Annotated in this window: 19 protein-coding genes and 1 tRNA gene; 11 read left to right on the plus strand and 9 right to left on the minus strand. The window is 69.7% G+C overall.

The window, feature by feature from the left end; translation table 11 throughout:
• Positions 1-86: 86 nt before the first annotated feature.
• Positions 87-947, minus strand: coding sequence for a methylated-DNA--[protein]-cysteine S-methyltransferase (locus ROJ8625_RS02905; RefSeq protein WP_085790331.1), 861 nt, complete (start codon positions 945-947; stop codon positions 87-89).
• A 123-nt stretch (positions 948-1,070) separates the two neighbouring features.
• Between ROJ8625_RS02905 and ROJ8625_RS02910 the strand changes: the two genes are divergently transcribed.
• A complete protein-coding gene (locus tag ROJ8625_RS02910; RefSeq protein WP_085790332.1) occupies positions 1,071-1,526 on the plus strand; it encodes a hypothetical protein in 456 nt (151 codons plus the stop codon).
• Here ROJ8625_RS02910 and ROJ8625_RS02915 read toward each other — a convergent pair.
• Positions 1,516-1,971, minus strand: a complete 456-nt coding sequence (locus ROJ8625_RS02915) for a GNAT family N-acetyltransferase (RefSeq protein WP_234984148.1) — start codon at positions 1,969-1,971, stop codon at positions 1,516-1,518. The two genes, ROJ8625_RS02910 and ROJ8625_RS02915, sit on opposite strands and share 11 nt — an antisense overlap.
• A gap of 216 nt (positions 1,972-2,187) precedes the next feature.
• Here ROJ8625_RS02915 and smc point away from each other — a divergent pair, with 216 nt between their 5' ends.
• A complete protein-coding gene (gene smc / locus ROJ8625_RS02920; protein ID WP_085790334.1) occupies positions 2,188-5,643 on the plus strand; it encodes a chromosome segregation protein SMC in 3,456 nt (1,151 codons plus the stop codon).
• 33 nt (positions 5,644-5,676) lie between these two features.
• On the opposite strand, the gene ROJ8625_RS02925 is transcribed toward smc, so the two are convergent.
• The 6 genes from ROJ8625_RS02925 to ROJ8625_RS02950 form a co-directional block, all read right to left on the minus strand.
• Positions 5,677-6,135, minus strand: a complete 459-nt coding sequence (locus ROJ8625_RS02925) for an NUDIX hydrolase (protein ID WP_085790335.1) — start codon at positions 6,133-6,135, stop codon at positions 5,677-5,679.
• An 88-nt stretch (positions 6,136-6,223) separates the two neighbouring features.
• Positions 6,224-6,844 (minus strand): hypothetical protein, encoded by a 621-nt coding sequence (locus ROJ8625_RS02930; protein WP_085790336.1) that lies wholly within the window; start codon positions 6,842-6,844, stop codon positions 6,224-6,226.
• A 38-nt stretch (positions 6,845-6,882) separates the two neighbouring features.
• Positions 6,883-6,959 (minus strand) — tRNA-Arg (locus ROJ8625_RS02935).
• A gap of 87 nt (positions 6,960-7,046) precedes the next feature.
• Positions 7,047-8,429: a sensor histidine kinase gene (locus tag ROJ8625_RS02940; RefSeq protein WP_085790337.1), complete on the minus strand. Its 1,383-nt coding sequence runs from the start codon at positions 8,427-8,429 to the stop codon at positions 7,047-7,049.
• 23 nt (positions 8,430-8,452) lie between these two features.
• A complete protein-coding gene (locus ROJ8625_RS02945; RefSeq protein WP_085790338.1) occupies positions 8,453-9,871 on the minus strand; it encodes a dihydrolipoyl dehydrogenase family protein in 1,419 nt (472 codons plus the stop codon).
• Positions 9,872-9,874: 3 nt separating this feature from the next.
• Positions 9,875-10,588, minus strand: coding sequence for a TVP38/TMEM64 family protein (locus ROJ8625_RS02950; protein WP_234984169.1), 714 nt, complete (start codon positions 10,586-10,588; stop codon positions 9,875-9,877).
• Positions 10,589-10,991: 403 nt separating this feature from the next.
• Here ROJ8625_RS02950 and rpmH point away from each other — a divergent pair, with 403 nt between their 5' ends.
• From rpmH to ROJ8625_RS02970, 4 genes are all read left to right on the plus strand, one after another.
• Positions 10,992-11,129 (plus strand): 50S ribosomal protein L34, encoded by a 138-nt coding sequence (gene rpmH / locus ROJ8625_RS02955; protein ID WP_085790340.1) that lies wholly within the window; start codon positions 10,992-10,994, stop codon positions 11,127-11,129.
• A gap of 23 nt (positions 11,130-11,152) precedes the next feature.
• Positions 11,153-11,569, plus strand: a complete 417-nt coding sequence (gene rnpA, locus ROJ8625_RS02960; protein WP_085790341.1) for a ribonuclease P protein component — start codon at positions 11,153-11,155, stop codon at positions 11,567-11,569.
• Position 11,570: 1 nt separating this feature from the next.
• The gene (gene yidD / locus ROJ8625_RS02965) at positions 11,571-11,792 is read left to right on the plus strand and encodes a membrane protein insertion efficiency factor YidD (RefSeq protein WP_085790342.1); all 222 of its coding nucleotides are present in this window, start codon (positions 11,571-11,573) and stop codon (positions 11,790-11,792) included.
• A 355-nt stretch (positions 11,793-12,147) separates the two neighbouring features.
• Positions 12,148-12,393 (plus strand): hypothetical protein, encoded by a 246-nt coding sequence (locus ROJ8625_RS02970; protein ID WP_085790343.1) that lies wholly within the window; start codon positions 12,148-12,150, stop codon positions 12,391-12,393.
• Positions 12,394-12,444: 51 nt separating this feature from the next.
• Here ROJ8625_RS02970 and ROJ8625_RS02975 read toward each other — a convergent pair whose 3' ends face one another.
• On the minus strand, positions 12,445-12,972 hold the full coding sequence (locus ROJ8625_RS02975; RefSeq protein WP_085790344.1) for a superoxide dismutase family protein: 528 nt from the start codon (positions 12,970-12,972) through the stop codon (positions 12,445-12,447).
• A 111-nt stretch (positions 12,973-13,083) separates the two neighbouring features.
• Between ROJ8625_RS02975 and ttcA the strand changes: the two genes are divergently transcribed.
• From ttcA to yihA, 5 genes are all read left to right on the plus strand, one after another.
• Positions 13,084-13,983, plus strand: coding sequence for a tRNA 2-thiocytidine(32) synthetase TtcA (gene ttcA / locus ROJ8625_RS02980; RefSeq protein ID WP_085790345.1), 900 nt, complete (start codon positions 13,084-13,086; stop codon positions 13,981-13,983).
• Between the two features lie 60 nt (positions 13,984-14,043).
• Positions 14,044-15,588 (plus strand): putative bifunctional diguanylate cyclase/phosphodiesterase, encoded by a 1,545-nt coding sequence (locus ROJ8625_RS02985; RefSeq protein WP_143535022.1) that lies wholly within the window; start codon positions 14,044-14,046, stop codon positions 15,586-15,588.
• Between the two features lie 325 nt (positions 15,589-15,913).
• Positions 15,914-17,800, plus strand: a complete 1,887-nt coding sequence (gene yidC, locus ROJ8625_RS02990; protein ID WP_085790346.1) for a membrane protein insertase YidC — start codon at positions 15,914-15,916, stop codon at positions 17,798-17,800.
• Positions 17,797-18,540, plus strand: a complete 744-nt coding sequence (locus ROJ8625_RS02995; RefSeq protein WP_085790347.1) for an MOSC domain-containing protein — start codon at positions 17,797-17,799, stop codon at positions 18,538-18,540. Before yidC ends, ROJ8625_RS02995 begins: the two co-directional genes overlap by 4 nt.
• Positions 18,537-19,190: a ribosome biogenesis GTP-binding protein YihA/YsxC gene (yihA, locus tag ROJ8625_RS03000; RefSeq protein ID WP_085790348.1), complete on the plus strand. Its 654-nt coding sequence runs from the start codon at positions 18,537-18,539 to the stop codon at positions 19,188-19,190. The genes ROJ8625_RS02995 and yihA overlap by 4 nt, the downstream gene beginning before the upstream one ends.
• The last annotated feature ends 19 nt before the right edge of the window (positions 19,191-19,209 follow it).

Below are 19,209 nucleotides of genomic sequence, written 5' to 3' on the forward strand. Positions count from 1 at the left end.
GCTCGCCCGCCTGTATAGCCACCTGCCCGCGGTCAAGCGATAACAACGCGACGAAAACCGGCAAGACTCCGCCGACACCGATGGTGTCAGCCGTCTTCTCGCGCGGCCTCCCACGCCAGGATCGCGCGCTTGACGGGCAGACCCCAGTGATACCCCCCGAGCCCTCCGGATTTGCGCAGCGCCCGGTGACAGGGAATGAGAAAACTGACCGGGTTGCGCCCGACCGCCGTGCCGACCGCGCGCACGGCCTTCGGGTGGCCGATCGCGGCGGCGATCTCGGAATACGTGGTCACCTGGCCAGACGGGATCCGCATCAGCGCCTCCCACACCTTGATCTGGAAGGGCGCCCCGATCAGGAACAGCGGCGTTGGCGCCGCCGGGTCCGGTGCCGCGCCGAAGGCCGACAGGACCCACGGGCGCAGGCGGGCGGGCGCCTCGACGAAACGTGCCGAAGGCCAGCGCCCGGTCAGATCGGCGAAGGCCGCGTCGGCGCCCGCCTCGGCGGCAAAGGCGATGCCGCAGATCCCGCGCTCCGTCCCGGTGACGAGCGCCGGTCCGAACGGACTGTCGAACCAGCCCCACGCGATGTCGAGCCCGTCACCCGCACGCGCCCAGTCGCCCGGGCTCATCGCCTCCCACCGCAGGAACAGGTCGTGCAGGCGCGACGACCCCGACAGCCCGGTCGCGTGCGCCGTCTCCAGCGTGGTGAACCGCTCGGCCAGGAGCGCCTTGGCGTGCCCGAGCGTCAGGTATTGCTGGAACCGCTTGGGGCTGACTCCGGCCCATTCGGAAAAGACGCGCTGGAAATGCGCCGGGCTCATGTCCATCGCGGCGGCAAGGTCGTCGAGCCGCGCCTGCGGCCCCATCTCGTCGACGAGGTCGATCGCGCGGCGCATCACGTCGAAATGGTAGCGGCGGGTTTCGGGGATCGGGGTCTGGTCGGTCATGGCATGGGGTCCGATGCTGGCACGTGTCCCGTTCTACGGCAGGCCGCGCCGGTGGCGCGATCCGTTTCTTGCGGATTGGCGCCGTTAAGGCCCCTTTCAGGATATCATGTCAGATTGCGGCGCATGTCGGTCCTTCGCTCCATCGCGGCGCTCCTCGCGCTTCTTCTGGCCGCCGCCTGCAACGTCCCCGCCCCGAGTCTGTCCGCGGGCCCGGCCCGCGCGCTGGCCGAGGGGCCGAGCCGCTTCCTGCTCTTTCGCCATGGCGACGCCGCCGATGTCATCCGCACGAGCGTGGAGCCGGCGCCTTCGACGCCCGCCGTCGCGCGCCGCGCCGGGCGCGCGGTCGCGCGCGCCACCGGCTGCGGGGTCGCGTGGATCCGGGGCGATGCGGCACAACTGCGCCTCGGCCTCGACTGTCCCGGACGGATCGCGCCGCGCCCGCCGGATCCGCCGCCCGAACTCGACTGCCTGGCGCTCGACCTCGACGCCCCGCCCGGCGCGGTCCACGGCGAACTCGGGCTCGACTGCGCAGGTCTCCCCGGCATCCGCGCCTCGGCGGCCGTGCCCCTCAGCCGCTGATCCGGGCGCCGCCGCCCAGCGGCTTTTCGTAGAACACGCTTGATCCGTTCGCAGCGTAGCCGCCGAACGGGCCGCGCTGGCGATAGCCGCTTTGCGCGTAGAGCGCCCCTGCCGCCGCAAGCTTGTTGCCGGTCTCCAGTCGCAGCAGCGAAAAACCCTCCTCGCGCGCCACCGCCTCGACATGCAGCAGCAGTTTGCGCCCGAGGCCGAGCCCCCGCGCCTCCGGCGCCACGAACAGGGACTTCACCTCGCCGTACCCCGCGTGCCGCTGCAACGCGACGCAGCCCAGCACCTCGGCCTCCGCCTCTGCCCCCCACAGCCGGACATCCGGCCCCGCGAGCGCGTCGAGATCGAGCATGTGATTTTCGTCAGCGGGAAACAGCGCGCACATCAACGCATGGCTCGCCTCGATAAGCGCCCGCACCGGCGGCGCATCGGGCGACATTGGCGCGATCCTGACGGACATCGCATTCCCCTACCCTTGACCCGAGTCAGAGCAAAGTCCGGCGATGCGCCATCCGTCAACCCCGCCAGCGCTTGCTCGATCGTCAATATCTTGTGGATAATCGACGTGTCGATGCGACATCGTGGGAAAAGCCTTTGACACGGGGCCGGGTCGGCCGCCACATTACGCATCGAGGCAGGTTCAAGGACGCGCACCATGCGGTTTTCACGGCTGCGGCTGACCGGATTCAAGAGCTTCGTCGATCCCACGGACCTGCTGATCCAGGACGGCCTGACCGGAGTCGTCGGCCCGAACGGCTGCGGCAAGTCCAACCTGCTCGAGGCACTGCGCTGGGTCATGGGCGAGAACCGCCCCACCGCCATGCGCGGTGGCGGCATGGAGGACGTGATCTTCGCCGGCGCGGCCTCCCGCCCGGCCCGCAACTTCGCCGAAGTCGCCCTGTCGCTCGACAATTCCGAGCGCCTCGCCCCCGCCGGATTCAACGAAACCGACGCGCTCGAGATCACTCGCCGCATCACTCGCGACGTGGGCTCCGCCTACCGCGTGAACGGCAAGGAGGTGCGCGCCCGCGACGTGCAGATGCTGTTTGCCGACGCGGCGACCGGCTCGCATTCGCCGGCGCTCGTGCGGCAGGGCCAAATCTCCGAGCTGATCAACGCCAAGCCCAAGTCGCGCCGCCGCGTGCTCGAGGACGCGGCCGGGATCGGCGGCCTCTACCAGAGGCGCCACGAGGCCGAACTGAAACTGAAGAACACCGAGGCCAATCTCACCCGCGTCGACGATGTGGTGGAGGGCCTCGCGACGCAACTGGCGAGCCTCGCGCGGCAGGCCAAGCAGGCCGCGCGTTACCGCGCGATCGGCGCCGATCTCCGTGCGGCCGAGGGGCAGCTGCTCTACCGGCGCTGGAAAGATGCCGATGCGGCCCGCGCCGCCGCCGCGACCGCGTTGCGCGCCGCGGTGACCGAGGCAGCCCGGGCCGAAACCGCCGCGCGCGGCGCCGCGACGGCGCGAGAGACGGCCGAGGCCGCGCTGCCCCCGCTCCGCGAAGAGGATTCGATCGCCGCCGCGATCCTGCAGCGCCTGAGCGTCGAACGCGACGCCCTCACCGCCGAGGAGGAGCGCGCGCGCGCCGCGATCGAGACCCTGACGGCGCGCATCGCCCAGCTGACCAAAGACATCGAGCGCGAGGGCGGTCTCGACCGCGACGCCGGAGAGACGATCCGCGCGCTCGAGGACGAATCCGAAGCGCTGGCGGCGGCCGAGGACGGCCACGACGAACGGCTGGCCGAGGCGGCCGAGGCCGCGCGCGAGGCCGCGTCGGTGCTCGAGACCCGCGAGGCCGCGCTCGCGGAAAAGACCGAGGACATGGCCCGGCTGTCCGCCCGGCACCAATCCGCGACGCGGGCGCTGTCGGACGCGCGCAAGACGGCGGAGCGCAGCGAGGGCGAAGCCGCCAAGGCCGAAACGGCCGCGCAGGAGGCCACCGCCCGCAAGACTGCCGCGGCCGCCACGCTCGCCGAGGCCGAAACCGCCGCCGCCGCGGCGCAGGAGACCGCCGGCCGCGCCGAGCGCGTGCTCGCCGATGCCGAGACCGCGCGCGCCGAAACGCAGTCGCGCGAGGCGGACGCCCGCGCAGCGCGCAGCGCCGCCGAGGGCGAAACCGCCGCGCTGGCCGCCGAGGTGGGCGCGCTCGCGCGCCTGCTCGACCGCGACACCGCCGAGGGCGGGCACGTTCTCGACCGGCTGCAGGTGGAACAGGGCTTCGAGAAGGCGCTCGGCGCCGCGCTTGCGGACGATCTGCGCGCGCCGCAGGTCGACGGCAGCCACGGCTCGGGCTGGACGGTTCTCGCACCGTACGACACCGACCAGCCGCTGCCGGCCGGGATCACGCCGCTCGACCGCCACGTGTCAGTGCCCGACGTGCTGGCGCGGCGGATGTCGCAGATCGGGCTCGTCGACCCGGACGAGGGCGCGCGGCTGCAGCCGGCGCTGGCGCCGGGCCAGCGGCTGGTGAGCCTCGAGGGCGATCTCTGGCGCTGGGACGGCTATCGCGCCGCCGCGGTGGACATGCCGTCGGCCGCCGCGCTCCGGCTGGAGCAGCTCAACCGTCTCGAGGCGCTGAAGCAGGAAACCGCGCGCGCCGAGGCCCGGCAGGCCGGGGCCCGGTCGGCGCACGAGGCGCTGTCGGCGCGGCTGGCCGAGCTCACCGAGGCGGACAAGGCCGCCCGCGACGCGCGGCGCGAGGCCGACCGGCGCGTCGCTGAAACCCAGCGCGCGGTGTCACGGGCAGAGGCCGACCGCGACATGGCCGAGGGCCGGCTCGAAAGCGCACGCCTCGCCACCCGCCGCCACGCCGAGGAGGCCGCGCAGGCCCGCGCGCAGCTGGCCGAGGCCGAGCGCGCCGCCGCCGACCTGCCGGACCTGGAGAGCGCCCGCGCCGAGGTCGAGGATGTCCGCATGACGGTCGAGGCCGCGCGCATGACGATGATGGCGCGCCGCTCGGCCCACGACGAGATCCGCCGCGAGGGCGAGGCCCGCCGCGACCGCGCCGCCAAGGTCACGGACGAGCTGGCCGGCTGGCGGCGCCGGCTCGACACCGCGCGCACCCGCACCACCGAGCTCGACTCGCGCCGCGAGGCCGCCGAGGCCGAACTGTCGGAGGCGCGCGGCGCCCCCGATGCACTGGCCGAAAAGCGCGCCGCCCTGTCGCGCGACATCGACACCGCCGAGGCACGACGCCGGGCTGCGGCAGACGCGCTCGCCACCGCGGACACGTCGCTGCGCGCAAGCGTCGCCGCCGAACGCGAGGCCGAGCGCGTCGCCTCCGAGGCGCGCGAGGCCCGCGCCCGCGCCGAAGCTCGCGCCGAGGCTGCGGATGAGGCCGTGACCGCCGCCGCCGAGCGCATCGCGGACGAGCAGGAGACGACCCCGCACGAGCTCTTGGCCCGGCTCGACATCGATCCCGAAACGCTCGCCAGCGCCGAGGACATCGAGGCGCGCGTGAACCAGTTCAAGCGCCAGCGCGACGCGCTCGGCGCGGTCAACCTGCGGGCCGAGGAGGATGCGCGCGAGGTCCAGACCGAGCACGACGCGCTGCAGACCGAAAAGGCCGATCTCGAAGAGGCCGTGCGCACGCTGCGCTCCGGCATCGCCAGCCTCAACCGCGAGGGGCGGGAGCGCCTGCTCACCGCGTTCGAACAGGTGAACGCCAACTTCGGAATGCTGTTCACCCACCTCTTCAACGGCGGGGAGGCCAACCTCGTGATGGTCGAGAGCGACGATCCGCTCGAGGCCGGCCTCGAGATCATGTGCCAGCCTCCGGGCAAGAAGCTGTCGACCTTGTCGCTGCTATCGGGCGGGGAGCAGACGCTGACCGCGCTCGCACTCATCTTCGCGGTGTTCCTGGCGAATCCCGCGCCGATCTGCGTGCTCGACGAGGTGGACGCGCCGCTCGACGACGCGAACGTCACCCGTTTCTGCGACATGCTCGACGAGATGTGCCGCCGCACCGACACGCGATTTCTCATCATCACGCACCACGCGGTGACGATGGCCCGGATGGATCGGCTGTTCGGCGTGACGATGCAGGAACAGGGCGTCAGCCAACTCGTGTCGGTGGATCTCAAGCGCGCGGAAAAGATGGTCGCCTGAGGCGACGAATGCGGGCGCGATGGCCCGTGTGCTCTATGCCGCCTTGCAGAGCTTGCGCAGCGTGCCCTTGCTGAACTGGCCGTCCTCGAGGCTCCGCAAAAGCTCGGCGAGGGTCGGCTCGTCCACCCGCTTGGCCGCGGAGCGGATCGAGAACCAGCGCCGCTTGCGCTGCTTGCGCTCTTTCCAGCGCCGCTTGAGCTTGTCGGCGATCATCGGAAAGAGCTGAACGCGACAGGGCTGGACGCTGCCGTCATCGAGCACCTTGCCATAGGTGTACGTGCCGATTGCCTCGCGCGCGATGTGTCCGCGCACGCCGGCTTCTTCCAGCGCCTCGATGGCGGCGGCGGCCCACGGCTTCTTGCCGTCCATCTCCCAGCCTTTCGGCATCACCCAGCGCCCGGTGTCCCGCGACGTGACCATGAGCACCTGGAGGCGACCCTTGCGATCCCATCGCAGAGGCAGCGCAGCGATCTGCTCTCCCCATTCTGACATCTCGACCTAGACAACTATTATTAAATGTTGATTATCAAAAGATATTAGCACTCGCTGCCTGACTTTCAAACATTGCAAGTAGGCAGGATTAAGGAAAACGTGCCTCCGACGCGGCGTCGTAACCGGCAGACACCGCTCTCACGATCGGCTCCGGCGTCATCACCGTCACCTGCCCGAGGGGCCGTGGGACGGCCCGGTATCCCGCGACCGACCAGAGCGCCGCCCCCTCCGCCAGCAAGAGGCACGGCGCTCCCTCGGACGACAGCACGAACGTCCCCGGCGGCAGCGTCTCGGCCGCCGCCAAGAACCGCCGCTGCGCCCGGCTCCCGGGCTCGATCCGGGCGGCATGAAGCACCCTGTCCATCTCCGCCGCGCGCGGTGCGGGCCCGAGCTCAGGGTGCGCCGCCGCGAAGGCCGCGCGAAACCGGAGGTAGTCGGCCCGCCGACACTCCGCGCAAGGCCGGTGCCCGGCCGCGAACGCCACAGCCTCGTCGGTGAAGAACAGCTCGGTATAGCGTCCGGGGGTCATCACCGCGCGCCGGCGCCCCCGGAACGACAGGCGGCAGGCGATCCACGCCCGGTGGCGCCATCGCGCGGCCCCGAGCCGGCGATCGTCGTCATGCAGGATCCCGCGATTGCCCATCAGCGTCCCGCGCATGTCGAGCGCGAGGATCTCGCCGGCAGGAGTGACGCGGTTCTGAAGAGGCACGGAACTTCCCTGTTTCACGCGGCGGCGAAGAGAGGAAGTGGCGGACCGAGGAGGATTCGAACCCCCGACCCCCTGATTCGTAGTCAGGTACTCTATCCAGCTGAGCTATCGGTCCGTGGAGCGCTGATTTATCTGGCCCCGCCGAGTGATGCAAGGGGCGCTCCGGGAAAATCTCGGGCCTTCCGCGGCGGCAGGCGGCCGCTCAGCTCAGGTCGCCCATCGGCAGGCGGATCACGAAGCACGTGCCATCCGGCCCAGACTGCGACAGGTCGAGCGTGCCGCCGTGGCCGCGCACCAGCTCCAGCACGATGGCGAGCCCGAGGCCCGAGCCGCCCTTGCGCACCCCGCCCCGGAAGGGCTGGAACAGGTTTTCGCGTGCCTTGGGGGGCAGACCGGGCCCGGTATCGGCCACCTCGATGCGCCAGACCGTTTCCTCGGCGGCGGCGCTGACGGTGATGTGGCCGGGCTGGCCCGATCCGATGATCGCCTGCCGGGCATTGCGCACGAGGTTCGACACGATCCGGTGCAGTTGCTCGGGGTCGGCGCGCAGCATCAGGTTGGGCGGGATGTCCGCGGCAAGCGACACGTCGTAATCGCCGATCGCGAGGTGCTCGGCCTCCAGCACGTCGTCGACCACCTGCGCGAGGTTAACGTGACCGAGGGTCGGCGCGGGTTCTTCCGCGCGGCCGAAGGCCAGCGTCGACTCGCACAGAGACACCGCCCGCGCGATGGAATTGACGAGCTTCGGCGCCAGCCGCTTCACCACCGGGTCCTCCGAGCTCTCGAGCCGGTCGGTGAAAAGCTGCGCCGATGTCAGGATGTTGCGCAGGTCGTGGCTCACCCGCGCGACGGCGCCGCCCAGCTGCGCCAGCCGCTCCTTCTGGCGCAGCGCCTGCGTCAGCTCCGTCTGCATCCGCGCGAGCGCATCCTCGGCCTCGCGTAGCTCGCGCACGGTGGCCTTTGGGCGGATGATCCGCCCGGCATCCTCGGGCGCGGCGGCGTAATTCTGCATGTGCGACACCACGCCCTTGATCGGTTTCACCAGCAGACGTCGGACCGCGAGAAACAGAAGGAACGCCGTCAGGACCGAAATCACCGCCGACAGCACCAGGATCCGCAGGCCGTAGTCGATCATCGCGGCGCGCAATTCGCCGGTCTGCAGCGTCACCTCGATCTGCAGCCCCGCGTCGCGCGACGGACTGCCGATCACCCGCACGAGTTCGCTCTCGGGCGTGACCAGCCGCGACAGCGCGTCGTAGATAAGCGTCAGCGCGCTCGCATCCCGCAGATCGTAGGTTTCCGACACCTCGCCCGGCATCGGCGAGGACAACACCAGCTGGCGCGCCTCGTCGCGGCGCAGAACGACGTTGTAGACCCCGGCATTGAGCAGCAGTTCCTCTTCCAGCGCCGGGTCGATCATGTCCGTCGCCAAGAGGGACAGAGACGCGATCTGCGCGCGTTCCAGCCGCGTGAGCAGGAAGCTCTCGCGGAATCGCGCGACCGACGGCACGAAGATCAGGACTTCGGCCAGCATCACGAAAATCGTCGTGAGGATCAGGAAACGGCCGGAAAGCGAATTAACCATAGTGCCCTGATGTAGCGCCGGGTTTACGGCATCCAGCGTTGGACCAATCCCACCGCACGCTTCACCGCCGCGCTGTCGAAAAGCTTGGGGGAGAAATATGCGCCGGCGGCCCGTTTGTTAACCTCTCCGTAGGTCGGGTACGGCGAGACCATGCCGGTCACCGCCGACATCTTCGCCTTTGACGACAGCGCGAAGGCCCAGAGGTTGATATGTTCGCCGGCCTGATGGCCGACGATCCCGGCGCCGACGGGTCGTCCGCGATGGACCACCACCTTCACCAGCCCTGCGGTGTGGCGCTCTGCATGCGCGCGGTCGTTGCCCGAATACTCGAAGCGTGCCACCTCGATCCTGTCGCCGTGCCGCTCGCGCGCCTGATCTTCGGTCAGGCCGACATTGGCCAGTTCCGGATCGGTATAGGTCGCCCACGGCAGGTGATCCGTCGTCGCCTTCGCCGGCAGACCAAGCACCGCGGAGCGCACCACGACGCCGGCATGATAGCCGGCCACGTGCGTGAACTGCAGCCCGCCTGCAACGTCGCCGATGGCGTAGACCCGGCGGTTTGTGGTCTTGAGCCGGTCGTCGACGCGGATACCGGTGCGCGTCGTCTCGATGCCTGCCTTGTCGAGATCGAGATCCTCGACATTCGCGCGCCGCCCCACCGCGACGAGCAGATGCGACCCCGAGACGGTGCGCCCGTCCTCGGTCTCTACCTCGATCGCGCCGGCCGTGCCCCGAACCTGCGCGGCCGTGGCATTTTCGAGGATGTCGACACCCTCTCCGCGGATCGCGTCGAGCGCGATGGCCGATAGCTCCGGATCGTCCTTGCCCAGCGCCTTTGCGCCTTCGAGGACCGTGACCTCGGCGCCGAGACGGCGATGCGCCTGCGCCATTTCCATGCCGATCGGGCCGCCACCGATCACGATCAGGTGCCGCGGCAGCTCGCGCAGGTCCCACAGAGTCTCGTTCGTCAGGTAGGGCACGCCGTCGAGCCCCGGGATGGGCGGCACGAAGGGCCGCGAGCCGGTGGCCAGGACGATCCGGCGCGCGGCGATCCGGTAGCCGTCGGTCTCCATCTCGCGGTCCGACACGAAGCGTCCGCTTTCGCGAATGACGCGCACGCCGAAGCCTTCGAAGCGCTCCTGGCTGTCATGCGGGGCGATGTTGGCGATGACGCCGTGCACGTGATCCTTCGCGGCGGCGTAATCGACCTCGGGCGTCACCGACGCGATGCCGTAGCGGTCGGCGTGGCGCATGGCGTGGGCGGTCTTGGCCGACTGGATCAAAGCCTTGGACGGCACGCAGCCATAGTTCAGGCAGTCGCCGCCCATCTCGTGACGTTCCAGAAGGACCACCCGCGCGCCCATCTGCGCCGCGCCGGCCGCGACCGACAGCCCGCCCGAGCCCGCGCCGACGATCAGGATGTCCGTGTCGATCCGCTCCATCGATCAGAGTCCCTTCTTGCCGCGCACAGCCCGGATGGCGATCGGCAGCGCGGCCAGCGCCGCGAGGCCGAGAAGCGGCAGGATCACCTGCGGCGCATAGAGCAGCGACAGGTCGGGCGTTCCGCCGCGGTCGAACACTTCGCCCACGCCGACGCCGATCGAGGTGAACACGATGGCCCCCGGCACGATGCCGAGCGCGGTGGTCAGAACGAAGTTGCGCAGCGACACACCGACGAAGGCCGGCACGATGTTGGCGACGAAGAACGGCACGACCGGGATCAGCCGCATCAGGAACAGCACCTCGATCTCGTTCTCGTGGAGCCGCGCCTTCAGCGTCTTCACCGTTCCTTCTGAAGCGTTCATCTTGGCCGACAGGGTCTGGCCGAGGCCCGTGCGCGCAGCAAGAAAGATCGCCACCGCGCCAATCGTCGCCGCGAGAACGTTGAAGGCCGTCCCGGCCCACAGCCCGAACAGGAAGCCGCCGGTCACCGACGCCACCGCCGCGCCCGGCAGCGAAAACGCGACGATGAGCACGTAGACCGCGACGAACGCCGCGGCGAGCCCGGCGAAGTTGTCGTTCCGGAACGCCAGCAGCGCGTCGCGATTCTCGGCGAGCGTCTGGAAGGTCAGGTAGTCGCGCAGGGTGAAGAAGCCGACCGCCGCGACGATCAGGATGAGCGCGAGCGGCAGGTGCCGCAGCAGGCCGGTCCGGGTCATCGTCGCGGTCTCCTTGGTGTCGCGTCGGGGGACGCTGTTGTCGGACACGGTCATCGGGGCGGCTCCTCGCGGGCTGGGCTGAAGTGGTCGATCTCAGAGCCAAAATGCGCGCCCCGGCCCGATCGAAACAGCGCCCTCACGCGCGCTTGATGCGCGGTGACGCGACAGGCGCCCAAACCGGGGGTCCCGCGCCGCGACTGAAACATTTCGGCCCGCCCGCGACCAGACATGTGTCAGAGTCTGGGATCTCGGGGCCCGATTTCCGTCGCGACACCCGGGCAGGATCAGCACGTTTGACAGCGGCAGGCGCTTTCCCTATAGCGCGGGCTTCATCACAGATTCCGTCCCGCGGGCCACGTCCGCGCCATGCGGGACCCGAAAGAAGACGACGGAGAACGGCGCCATGTCCAAGCGCACTTATCAGCCCTCGAACTACGTGCGGAAAGCCCGCCACGGTTTCCGCGCGCGCATGGCCACGAAGGCCGGCCGCAAGGTGCTGAACGCCCGCCGCGCGCGCGGCCGGAAGAAGCTCAGCGCCTGATCTCGCCCGCCGCGAGCCAGCGCATGATGCCGCCGGAGGCTCCGACAGATCCGTCGGGCGCCGTTCATCCGGCGGCTTCGTCGCGTTTGCCCGTCCGCATTGATCGGTTGCGGCGGCGGCCCGATTTTCTGGCCGCCGCACGCGCGGACAAGCAAGGCACGCCCTCCATGCTGGTTCAGGCCCGCAATCGCCGCGACGGCGATCCGCTGGTGCGCGTGGGGTTCACCTGTTCCAAGAAGATCGGCAATGCCGTGGCCCGCAACCGCGCCAAGCGTCGGCTGCGCGAGGCCGCACGACTCGTGCTCCCCGGCATCGCGCGCCCCGGTGTCGATTACGTCCTGATCGGGCGGCCCGGCGCGACCATCGAACGACCGTTCGACGCGCTCTGCACCGACCTCGGCCAGGCGGTGCGCCGCCTCAACGCCCGCCAGCAGGGCTGAGATGACGCCCGCGGCCCGGCTCCTCGCCCTGCCGGTTCGCGCCTACCGGCTCGTCTTTTCGCCGTGGGTCGGCTTCAACTGCCGCTATACGCCAACGTGCTCCGCCTATGCGCTCGAGGCGCTCGAGCGGCACGGCGCGCTGCGCGGTGCCTGGCTCACGCTGCGGCGGATCGGGCGCTGCAATCCCTGGGGCGGCAGCGGCATCGACAACGTCCCGGACTGACGCACGGTCAGGCGAGCTCTCGCCGAGGGTTCGAGAAACATGTCGCCCGATCGCGCGCGAGCGTGTATGCCAGCGGTACGGAGCCCGCATGACACGAGGAGGGGCGAGTATGACAGTATCGTTTCGCTTCGCCCATGCCGGCATCCGCGCGGGATCAGGCTGCTGCCGTCTAGGCTGAGCCGTCGTCCCGACTGATCCGGGCCGAGGCATCCGCCGGCCGGGATCCCTTTCGCACTTCAGACCAGCCAGTCCGGCGCGCAACGCCTGCGGGTGACGTGTGTCTCGGCCATGTCCGCCTAGTGCGTCCGGCCTGACATTTACACACACAGGAGCCCGGCCCGGCCGGGACAGATGCATGATCCGACTCGTTCACACCAATGCCGTCTCCGAGACGAGCATAGATGCCACCATCGCGCGCCATGGCGCGCTTCGGGTTCTCATGGCCGCGCTCGGCGCGCTGTTGCGGCCGGCCGCGCCGCACCCGCCGCCCGAAGCCGGGGTCGATGGCCTCACGCCACATCTGCGGCGCGACATCGGCCTTCCGCCCGAGGCGGCCCACGCGCGACTCGAGGCGCTGCCGCCATTGATGCCGCCGGTCTGACCCGGCGGCCACGCCCCGGGCCGTCGCGGGCCCGGGGCAGACATGCACCGATCAGGATGCGGTCTCGATCACGCCGCAGGCCAGGCGGGTGCCCGCGCCGGCTTCGGCGCCGTAGCTGTCGGCGTTTTCGTGCACGATGATGGCAGAGCCGTCGTCGTCCATCACCGGCGCGTCGCCGCCGTCGATCGACAGGACCGTGCTCACCACGTCGGCGCGCACGTTGCCTTCGGCCCCGGCGAACACGTTGGGCAGATCGCCCGCATGCGCGCCGTCGGAGTTCATCAGGCCGTGCGCATTGTCGCCCGGCGCGTAGTGATCGCCGGCGGACGTGAAGTCGCCGCTGCACTCACCGGTCTGGTGCACGTGGAAGCCGTGACCGCCCTCGGGCATGCCGGTGGCTTCGACATGGAACAGCAGGCCGTCCACGGTCTCGAAGATGTCGACCTGCCCGACCTCGACGCCGCTCTGGTCCATCAGCGTCGCGGTGGCGGCGGGCGCCGCATCGTCCTGCGCCAGTGCCGCGCCGGAGGCGAGGATGGCGGCCGCGGATGCGGTGGCGGCAAATGTGCGAAGACGCATGTCTTCCTCCTGTAAGTCGTCGTTCGGATACGGCCGAAACGTGTGGCCGCGCGCGCCCGTTCCCCGCGTTTCCCCTTGTCCGGTCAGGCGCGCGCGCGTATCCCGCAGCCCATGCTCGACGACACCGACGACATCCACCCGCTCTTCCGCGGCGCGCCCAAGACCACGGAATTCAAGAAGCTGCGCAAGCGGCTCGTACAGCAGGTGCGCGAGGCGGTGGAACAATACGGCATGGTGTCGCCTGCGGCGCGCGACGGCGCCCGCCCGCGCTGGCTCGTCTGCCTCTCGGGCGGCAAGGACAGCTACACCCTCCTCGCGATCCTGCACGAGTTGCAATGGCGCGGCATGCTGCCGGTCGACATCCTCGCCTGCAACCTCGACCAGGGACAGCCCGGCTTTCCCGCCACGGTCCTGCCCGCGTTCCTCGAGGATCGCGGCGTGCCGCACCGGATCGAGTACCAGGACACCTACTCGGTCGTCGTCGACAAGGTGCCGCAGGGGCGGACCTTCTGCGCGCTCTGCTCGCGGCTCCGGCGCGGGCACCTGTATCGCATCGCGCGGGAGGAAGGCTGCGAGGCGGTGGTTCTCGGCCATCACCGCGACGACATCCTCGAAACGTTCTTCATGAACCTCTTTCACGGCGGGCGGCTGGCCACGATGCCGCCGAAGCTCGTGAACGAGGAGGGCGACCTCTTCGTCTTCCGCCCGCTGGCCCACGTGGCCGAAGCCGATTGCGAGCGGTTCGCCCGTGCGATGGACTACCCGATCATCCCCTGCGACCTCTGCGGCAGCCAGGACGGCCTGCAGCGCCAGCAGGTCAAGCAGATCCTCGACGGGTGGGAGCACAACAGCCCCGGCCGGCGTCAGGTGATGTTCCGCGCGTTGATGAACGCGCGGCCCTCGCACCTCCTCGATCCGAAGCTGTTCGATTTCGCAGGGCTCGTGCGCGACGCGGAGGCTAACGCGGAGACGGTGGCGCCCGACGTTCCGGATCTGTCTCCCGGCCATTAACGGAACGCACATCGCGCGGTTGTACCGTCCGACGCAACGGCGTGCGATTGGGGCGTTTCCATGTTCGAAGTCTTTGCGGTCCGGCGCGCGCAGGCCGGTCAGGCGATCCGGCGCAGCCTTGGCGGCGGGCAGATGCTGGCTTTCCTGCCCGCACTCGCACTCGCGGGTTTCTGGATCGGCGGGGAATGGCTGCTTCTGGCCGTTGCGCTCGGCCTGCCGGCCGCACTCGCCGCGGGGGGCGCACTCGACGCGCGCCGCCCTGCCGGCCCCACGGGGGCGGAACCCCGTGATCTCCTCGGCATCCCCTGCGCGGAGGCTGCCTGCGAGACCGCGATCCGCGACGCCCGGCTGTCGGGGCTCTCGACCGCCGCGATCGCCTTCGACCTCGACGGCCTGCAAACTGTGGCAGAGGACGCCGGCGACCGCAGCGCCGCGCAGGTCAGTGAAACCTGCCTCACCCGTCTGCGACACGCGATCCGCCTGGGCGATCGGGCGTGGCGCATCGGTGATGCCCGGTTTCTCGTGCTGCTCGAGCCCCGCACCCGGCTCGACGCGGAATCGGTTCTGGAGGCGGCGACGCGGCTTCAGCCGCTCCTCGAAGAGCCGGTGCGCGTCGATGGGACACCGCTCTGTCTCAGCGCCGCCGCGGGCTTCTGCACCATGACGCGGCTGCGAGAGGGTGCAACCGGGGAACGCCTGCTCGAGGCCACGCTCGACGCGCTGGCAGAGGCGAAGGCTGCCGGGCCGTCCGCGATCCGCGCATGGTCCGACGGGCTCGACGCCTCACGCGCGCTGCGCCGTGTCCTGCGCAGCGATGCGGCGACAGCGCTGGAGGCGGGCCAGATCCAGCCGTGGTTCCAACCGCAGATCTGCACCTCGACCGGGGAGATCAGCGGCGCCGAGGCGTTGGCCCGTTGGGTGCACCCCGAGCGGGGACTGGTTTCCCCGCTGCACTTCCTCGACGCGCTCGAAGACGGTGGCCACATGGGCCAGCTCTCCGACGTGATGATCCGTGGCGCGCTCGCCGCGCTCGCCTCGTGGGACACGATCGGGCTCGGCATTCAACGCGTCGCCATCAACCTGTCCGGCGCCGATCTGCGCGATTCCACCTTCGTGGAGCGCCTGAAATGGGAGCTCGACCGCCACGACCTGCGCGGCGATCGGCTCTGCGCCGAGGTGCTCGAAACGGCCTTCCGCGACGGCACCGATGATGGCGTCGCCACCACGATCGCCGAGCTGAAGCGGCTCGGCTGCCGTATCGATCTCGACGATTTCGGCACTGGGTCCGCCTCGATCATGGCCCTGCACCGCCTGCCAATCGACCGTGTGAAGATCGACCGCGGCTTCATCGCCGGCATCGACCGCAACGAACGGCAGCGCCGCATGGTCGCCGGCATCCTCAGCCTCGCCGAACACCTCGGGATGGAGACGCTCGCCGAAGGTGTCGAAAGCGCAGGAGAGCACGCGCTGCTCGCGCAGCTCGGCTGCGACCACGTGCAGGGGTTTCGCATCGCCCGGCCGATGCCTGCCGGCCAGATGCCCGACTGGGTCGTCACCCACCGCCAGAGCGTGGCCACCCCCGACCTGTCGCGCCGGGCGAAGTAGTCGCCACCGCCTCCGCCGCACCGGAGCGGGTCACGGTCCGTGCCGAGGCGCCGTTGTTGCAGACCCCGCCGAACCGCGCGCCCGGGCCGACCGACATGCCGGGCCGGCCCAGGCCCACCATGGCGACCGGCCAGTCGAAGCCGCTTGCGTGCACGCGCGAACACGATGCGCTCTCGCCCCGACCGGGCAAACATCCACCCGGCCGCCCTTGTCGCGCCGGGTCCGCGGGCGCGACGCGCCGTCCCGCCATCCGGAATCTCCTTGACCTTCGCTGCCCGGCTCTGTTGAACCCCTGCCATCTTGTCAGGACCGGGATCTCCGCCTCATGGACGACCAGAACAGGAACCTAATCGTCGCGACTGCACTCAGTTTCCTCGTGATCCTGGTGTGGTTCGTGCTGTTCCCGCCGCCGGAGCCCGATCCCAACGCGCAGCAGACCGAAACATCAGAGTCCGAACAGGTCGGAACGCCCGGTGACAACCCCGAGGCGATCGCCCCCTCGGCACAGCCCGACTCCGCCACGACGGATACCGGCCTCAGCGCCGAGGCCGACCCGGAGGCGCCGCGCGTGTCGATCGAAACGCCGCGCCTGACGGGGTCGATCTCGACGCTCGGCGGCCGGATCGATGATCTGCAGCTCAAGGACTACACCGAGACGATCGAAGAGGATTCCGAGATCGTCCACCTCTTCAACCCGGTCGGCGGCGATGACGCGTATTACGCCCTCTACGGCTGGGCGCCCGGGCAGGGCCTCGCCGTCGATGCGGTGCCCGGCCCGAACACCACGTGGCAGGCCGAGGACGGTGCGACCCTGACCCCCGACAGCCCGGTGACTTTGACCTGGGACAGTCCCGCCGGCCTGACCTTCTCGCGCACCATCTCGGTCGACGACGATTACATGTTCACCGTAACCCAGCGCGTCGAGAACACCGGCGAGGGCACGGCGTCGCTCGCGCCATACGGGATCCTGCGCCGGCACGGCGAGCCCGCCAACGCCAAGAACTTCTTCATCCTCCACGAAGGCGCCATGGCGATGGCCGATGGCGAACTGAGCGAGACCTCGTGGGGCGGCCTTACCGATCTCGACACCGATTCCGCGCTCGGCGTGCCGGCAGAGACCTTCCAGGTGGGCGAAAACGGCTGGATCGGCTTCACCGATCACTACTGGATGTCGACGCTGATCCCCGACGCCGGCCAGCGCTTCCGGGCCGTGGCGAAATACGATCCCCGCACGGACATCTACCAGACCGAGCAGGTCCTCCCGACCCAGACCGTCCAGGCCGGCGGCAGTGCCGAGGTGTCCACCCGTCTCTTCGCCGGCGCCAAGGAATGGTCGACGATCCGCGAATACCAGAACCAGCCGGGCACCCTCGCGCGGCTGTTCGGGGCCGAGGTCGACCCCGATCGCCAGCCGATCGACCGCTTCGTGGACTCGATCGACTGGGGCTGGTTCTTCTTCCTGACGAAGCCGATCTTCGCGGTGCTGCATGCCCTCAATGCCTTCATCGGCAACATGGGCGTCGCGATCATCGTGCTCACGCTCCTGATCAAGGCGCTTTTGCTGCCGCTGGCGTACAAATCTTACGTTTCGATGGCGAAGATGAAGGAGCTTCAGCCAGAAATGGAGAAGCTCAAGGAGCGCGCGGGCGACGACCGCCAGAAGCTCCAGCAGGAGATGATGGAGCTCTACAAGAAGGAGAAGGTGAACCCCGCTTCGGGCTGCCTTCCGATCCTCTTGCAGATCCCGATCTTCTTCTCGCTTTACAAGGTGATCTTCGTCACGCTCGAACTGCGCCACGCGCCGTTCTTCGGCCCGTTCCAGGATCTCTCGGCGCCGGATCCGACCTCGATCATGAACCTCTGGGGCATCCTGCCCTGGGGGGCGCCCGAGGCCGGCACGCTGCTCGCGCTCGTCTTCATCGGGATCCTGCCGCTTCTCCTCGGCGTCTCGATGTGGCTGCAGCAGAAGCTCAACCCCGCGCCGCCGGACCCGACGCAGGCGATGATCTTTGCGTGGATGCCGTGGGTATTCATGTTCATGCTCGGCAGCTTCGCGAGCGGCCTGGTTGTGTACTGGATCGCCAACAACACCATCACCTTCACGCAGCAATACGCGATCATGCGCAGCCAGGGCTACACGCCGGACGTGTTCGGAAACATCAAGGCAAGCTTCAAGCGCGGCGCCAAATCGTCGGGCGACAGCGGAAAATGACCGCCACCGTCACCGCGCTGTGGCGCCACCCGATCAAGGCGATCGGCCGCGAGGCGGTGGAGCGGGTGACGCTGGAAGCGGGCCAGACCATGCCGTGGGATCGCCACTGGGCGGTCGCGCATCAGAAGAGCAGCGCCGACGGCTCCGAGTGGGTGCCCTGCGGCAACTTCCTGCGGGCGGTCAACATCCCGACGCTGATGGCTGTCGAGGCCGACACCGACGAAGCCCGGGGCCGCGTGACCCTGCGCCATGTCGATCGTCCGGAGGTCACGCTCGACCCCGTAACCGACGAGGCCGAGCTGCTGGCCTGGCTGCAGCCCCTCACCGCCGGCAGTCCCTTTCAACCGGCGCGCGTCGTGCGAGCCGCGTCCCGCGGTCTGACCGACAGCGCGATGCCGTCGATCACGCTCTGCAACGCCGCCTCCCATGCCGACATGGCGGGCCGCGCCGGGCGCGAGCTGTCGATCCATCGCTGGCGGGGCAACATCTGGATCGACGGATTCGCCCCGTGGGAGGAGTTCGACTGGATCGGTCGGGAGGTGCGCATCGGTGACGCGACGCTGGCGGTGCGCGAACGCACCGGCCGCTGCAAGGCCACCCACGCCGATCCGGATACCGGCATCCGTGACATCGACATGCTGGGCCTGCTGTCCGCGCTCGGTCACCAGGATTTCTCGGTGCAGGCAGAAGTGACGCGGAGCGGCGCGGTGGCCATCGGCGACACGGTCGAACTGCTGTGACGACGCTGCGCTTTCCACTCTCCGATCGGCCGGAGCCGCAGGCGGCCGAGGCCGCGCACCGGCTCTTTTCAGCCGGGGCGGACTTTCTCAAGGGCGTCGTGGCGATGGACGGCCTGCCGGACGACGACCGGGTCGAGGTCTGCTTCGCCGGACGATCCAACGTCGGAAAGTCGACGCTCATCAACGCGCTGACAAACCGCAAGGGGCTGGCGCGCGCGTCGAACACGCCCGGCCGCACGCAGGAAATCAACTACTTCACGCTCGGCGACAGTCACTACCTCGTGGATCTGCCGGGCTACGGCTTCGCCAATGCGCCGGTCGCCGTGGTTCGGCGCTGGCAGGACCTGCTGAAGACCTACCTCGCCGGCCGGGCGGGCCTGCGCCGCGCGTTCGTCCTGATCGATGCGCGCCACGGCGTGAAGGACGTCGATGACGAGATCATGACTTTGCTCGACCGCAGCGCCGTGACCTTTCAAGCGGTGCTGACGAAAGCCGACAAGGTCAAGGAAAAGGACCGCGAGGCGGTCCTGGCGCAGGTGCGCGGGCGCCTGGCGACGCACCCCGCGGCCTTTCCCGAAATGGTGCTGACCTCGTCCGAAAAGGGTTGGGGCCTCGACACCCTGCGCGCGCTGATCGCCACCCTGCCCTGATCCCGGCCGCAACGCCGCG

The sequence above is a fragment of the Roseivivax jejudonensis genome (assembly GCF_900172265.1).
Taxonomy (GTDB): domain Bacteria; phylum Pseudomonadota; class Alphaproteobacteria; order Rhodobacterales; family Rhodobacteraceae; genus Roseivivax; species Roseivivax jejudonensis.

Excerpts from the sequence above, each read along its gene's own strand:
- yidD (WP_085790342.1), top strand. The coding sequence starts at position 11,571 with ATGACGCCCGCGGCCCGGCTCCTCGCCCTGCCGGTTCGCGCCTACCGG.
- ROJ8625_RS02905 (WP_085790331.1), bottom strand. The coding sequence starts at position 947 with ATGACCGACCAGACCCCGATCCCCGAAACCCGCCGCTACCATTTCGAC.
- ROJ8625_RS02985 (WP_143535022.1), top strand. The coding sequence starts at position 14,044 with ATGTTCGAAGTCTTTGCGGTCCGGCGCGCGCAGGCCGGTCAGGCGATC.
- ROJ8625_RS02910 (WP_085790332.1), top strand. The coding sequence starts at position 1,071 with ATGTCGGTCCTTCGCTCCATCGCGGCGCTCCTCGCGCTTCTTCTGGCC.
- ROJ8625_RS02970 (WP_085790343.1), top strand. The coding sequence starts at position 12,148 with ATGATCCGACTCGTTCACACCAATGCCGTCTCCGAGACGAGCATAGAT.
- ROJ8625_RS02915 (WP_234984148.1), bottom strand. The coding sequence starts at position 1,971 with ATGTCGCCCGATGCGCCGCCGGTGCGGGCGCTTATCGAGGCGAGCCAT.
- ROJ8625_RS02945 (WP_085790338.1), bottom strand. The coding sequence starts at position 9,871 with ATGGAGCGGATCGACACGGACATCCTGATCGTCGGCGCGGGCTCGGGC.
- smc (WP_085790334.1), top strand. The coding sequence starts at position 2,188 with ATGCGGTTTTCACGGCTGCGGCTGACCGGATTCAAGAGCTTCGTCGAT.
- rpmH (WP_085790340.1), top strand. The coding sequence starts at position 10,992 with ATGTCCAAGCGCACTTATCAGCCCTCGAACTACGTGCGGAAAGCCCGC.
- ROJ8625_RS02995 (WP_085790347.1), top strand. The coding sequence starts at position 17,797 with ATGACCGCCACCGTCACCGCGCTGTGGCGCCACCCGATCAAGGCGATC.
- ttcA (WP_085790345.1), top strand. The coding sequence starts at position 13,084 with ATGCTCGACGACACCGACGACATCCACCCGCTCTTCCGCGGCGCGCCC.
- ROJ8625_RS02950 (WP_234984169.1), bottom strand. The coding sequence starts at position 10,588 with ATGACCCGGACCGGCCTGCTGCGGCACCTGCCGCTCGCGCTCATCCTG.
- ROJ8625_RS02975 (WP_085790344.1), bottom strand. The coding sequence starts at position 12,972 with ATGCGTCTTCGCACATTTGCCGCCACCGCATCCGCGGCCGCCATCCTC.
- ROJ8625_RS02925 (WP_085790335.1), bottom strand. The coding sequence starts at position 6,135 with ATGTCAGAATGGGGAGAGCAGATCGCTGCGCTGCCTCTGCGATGGGAT.
- rnpA (WP_085790341.1), top strand. The coding sequence starts at position 11,153 with ATGATGCCGCCGGAGGCTCCGACAGATCCGTCGGGCGCCGTTCATCCG.
- yidC (WP_085790346.1), top strand. The coding sequence starts at position 15,914 with ATGGACGACCAGAACAGGAACCTAATCGTCGCGACTGCACTCAGTTTC.
- ROJ8625_RS02940 (WP_085790337.1), bottom strand. The coding sequence starts at position 8,429 with ATGGTTAATTCGCTTTCCGGCCGTTTCCTGATCCTCACGACGATTTTC.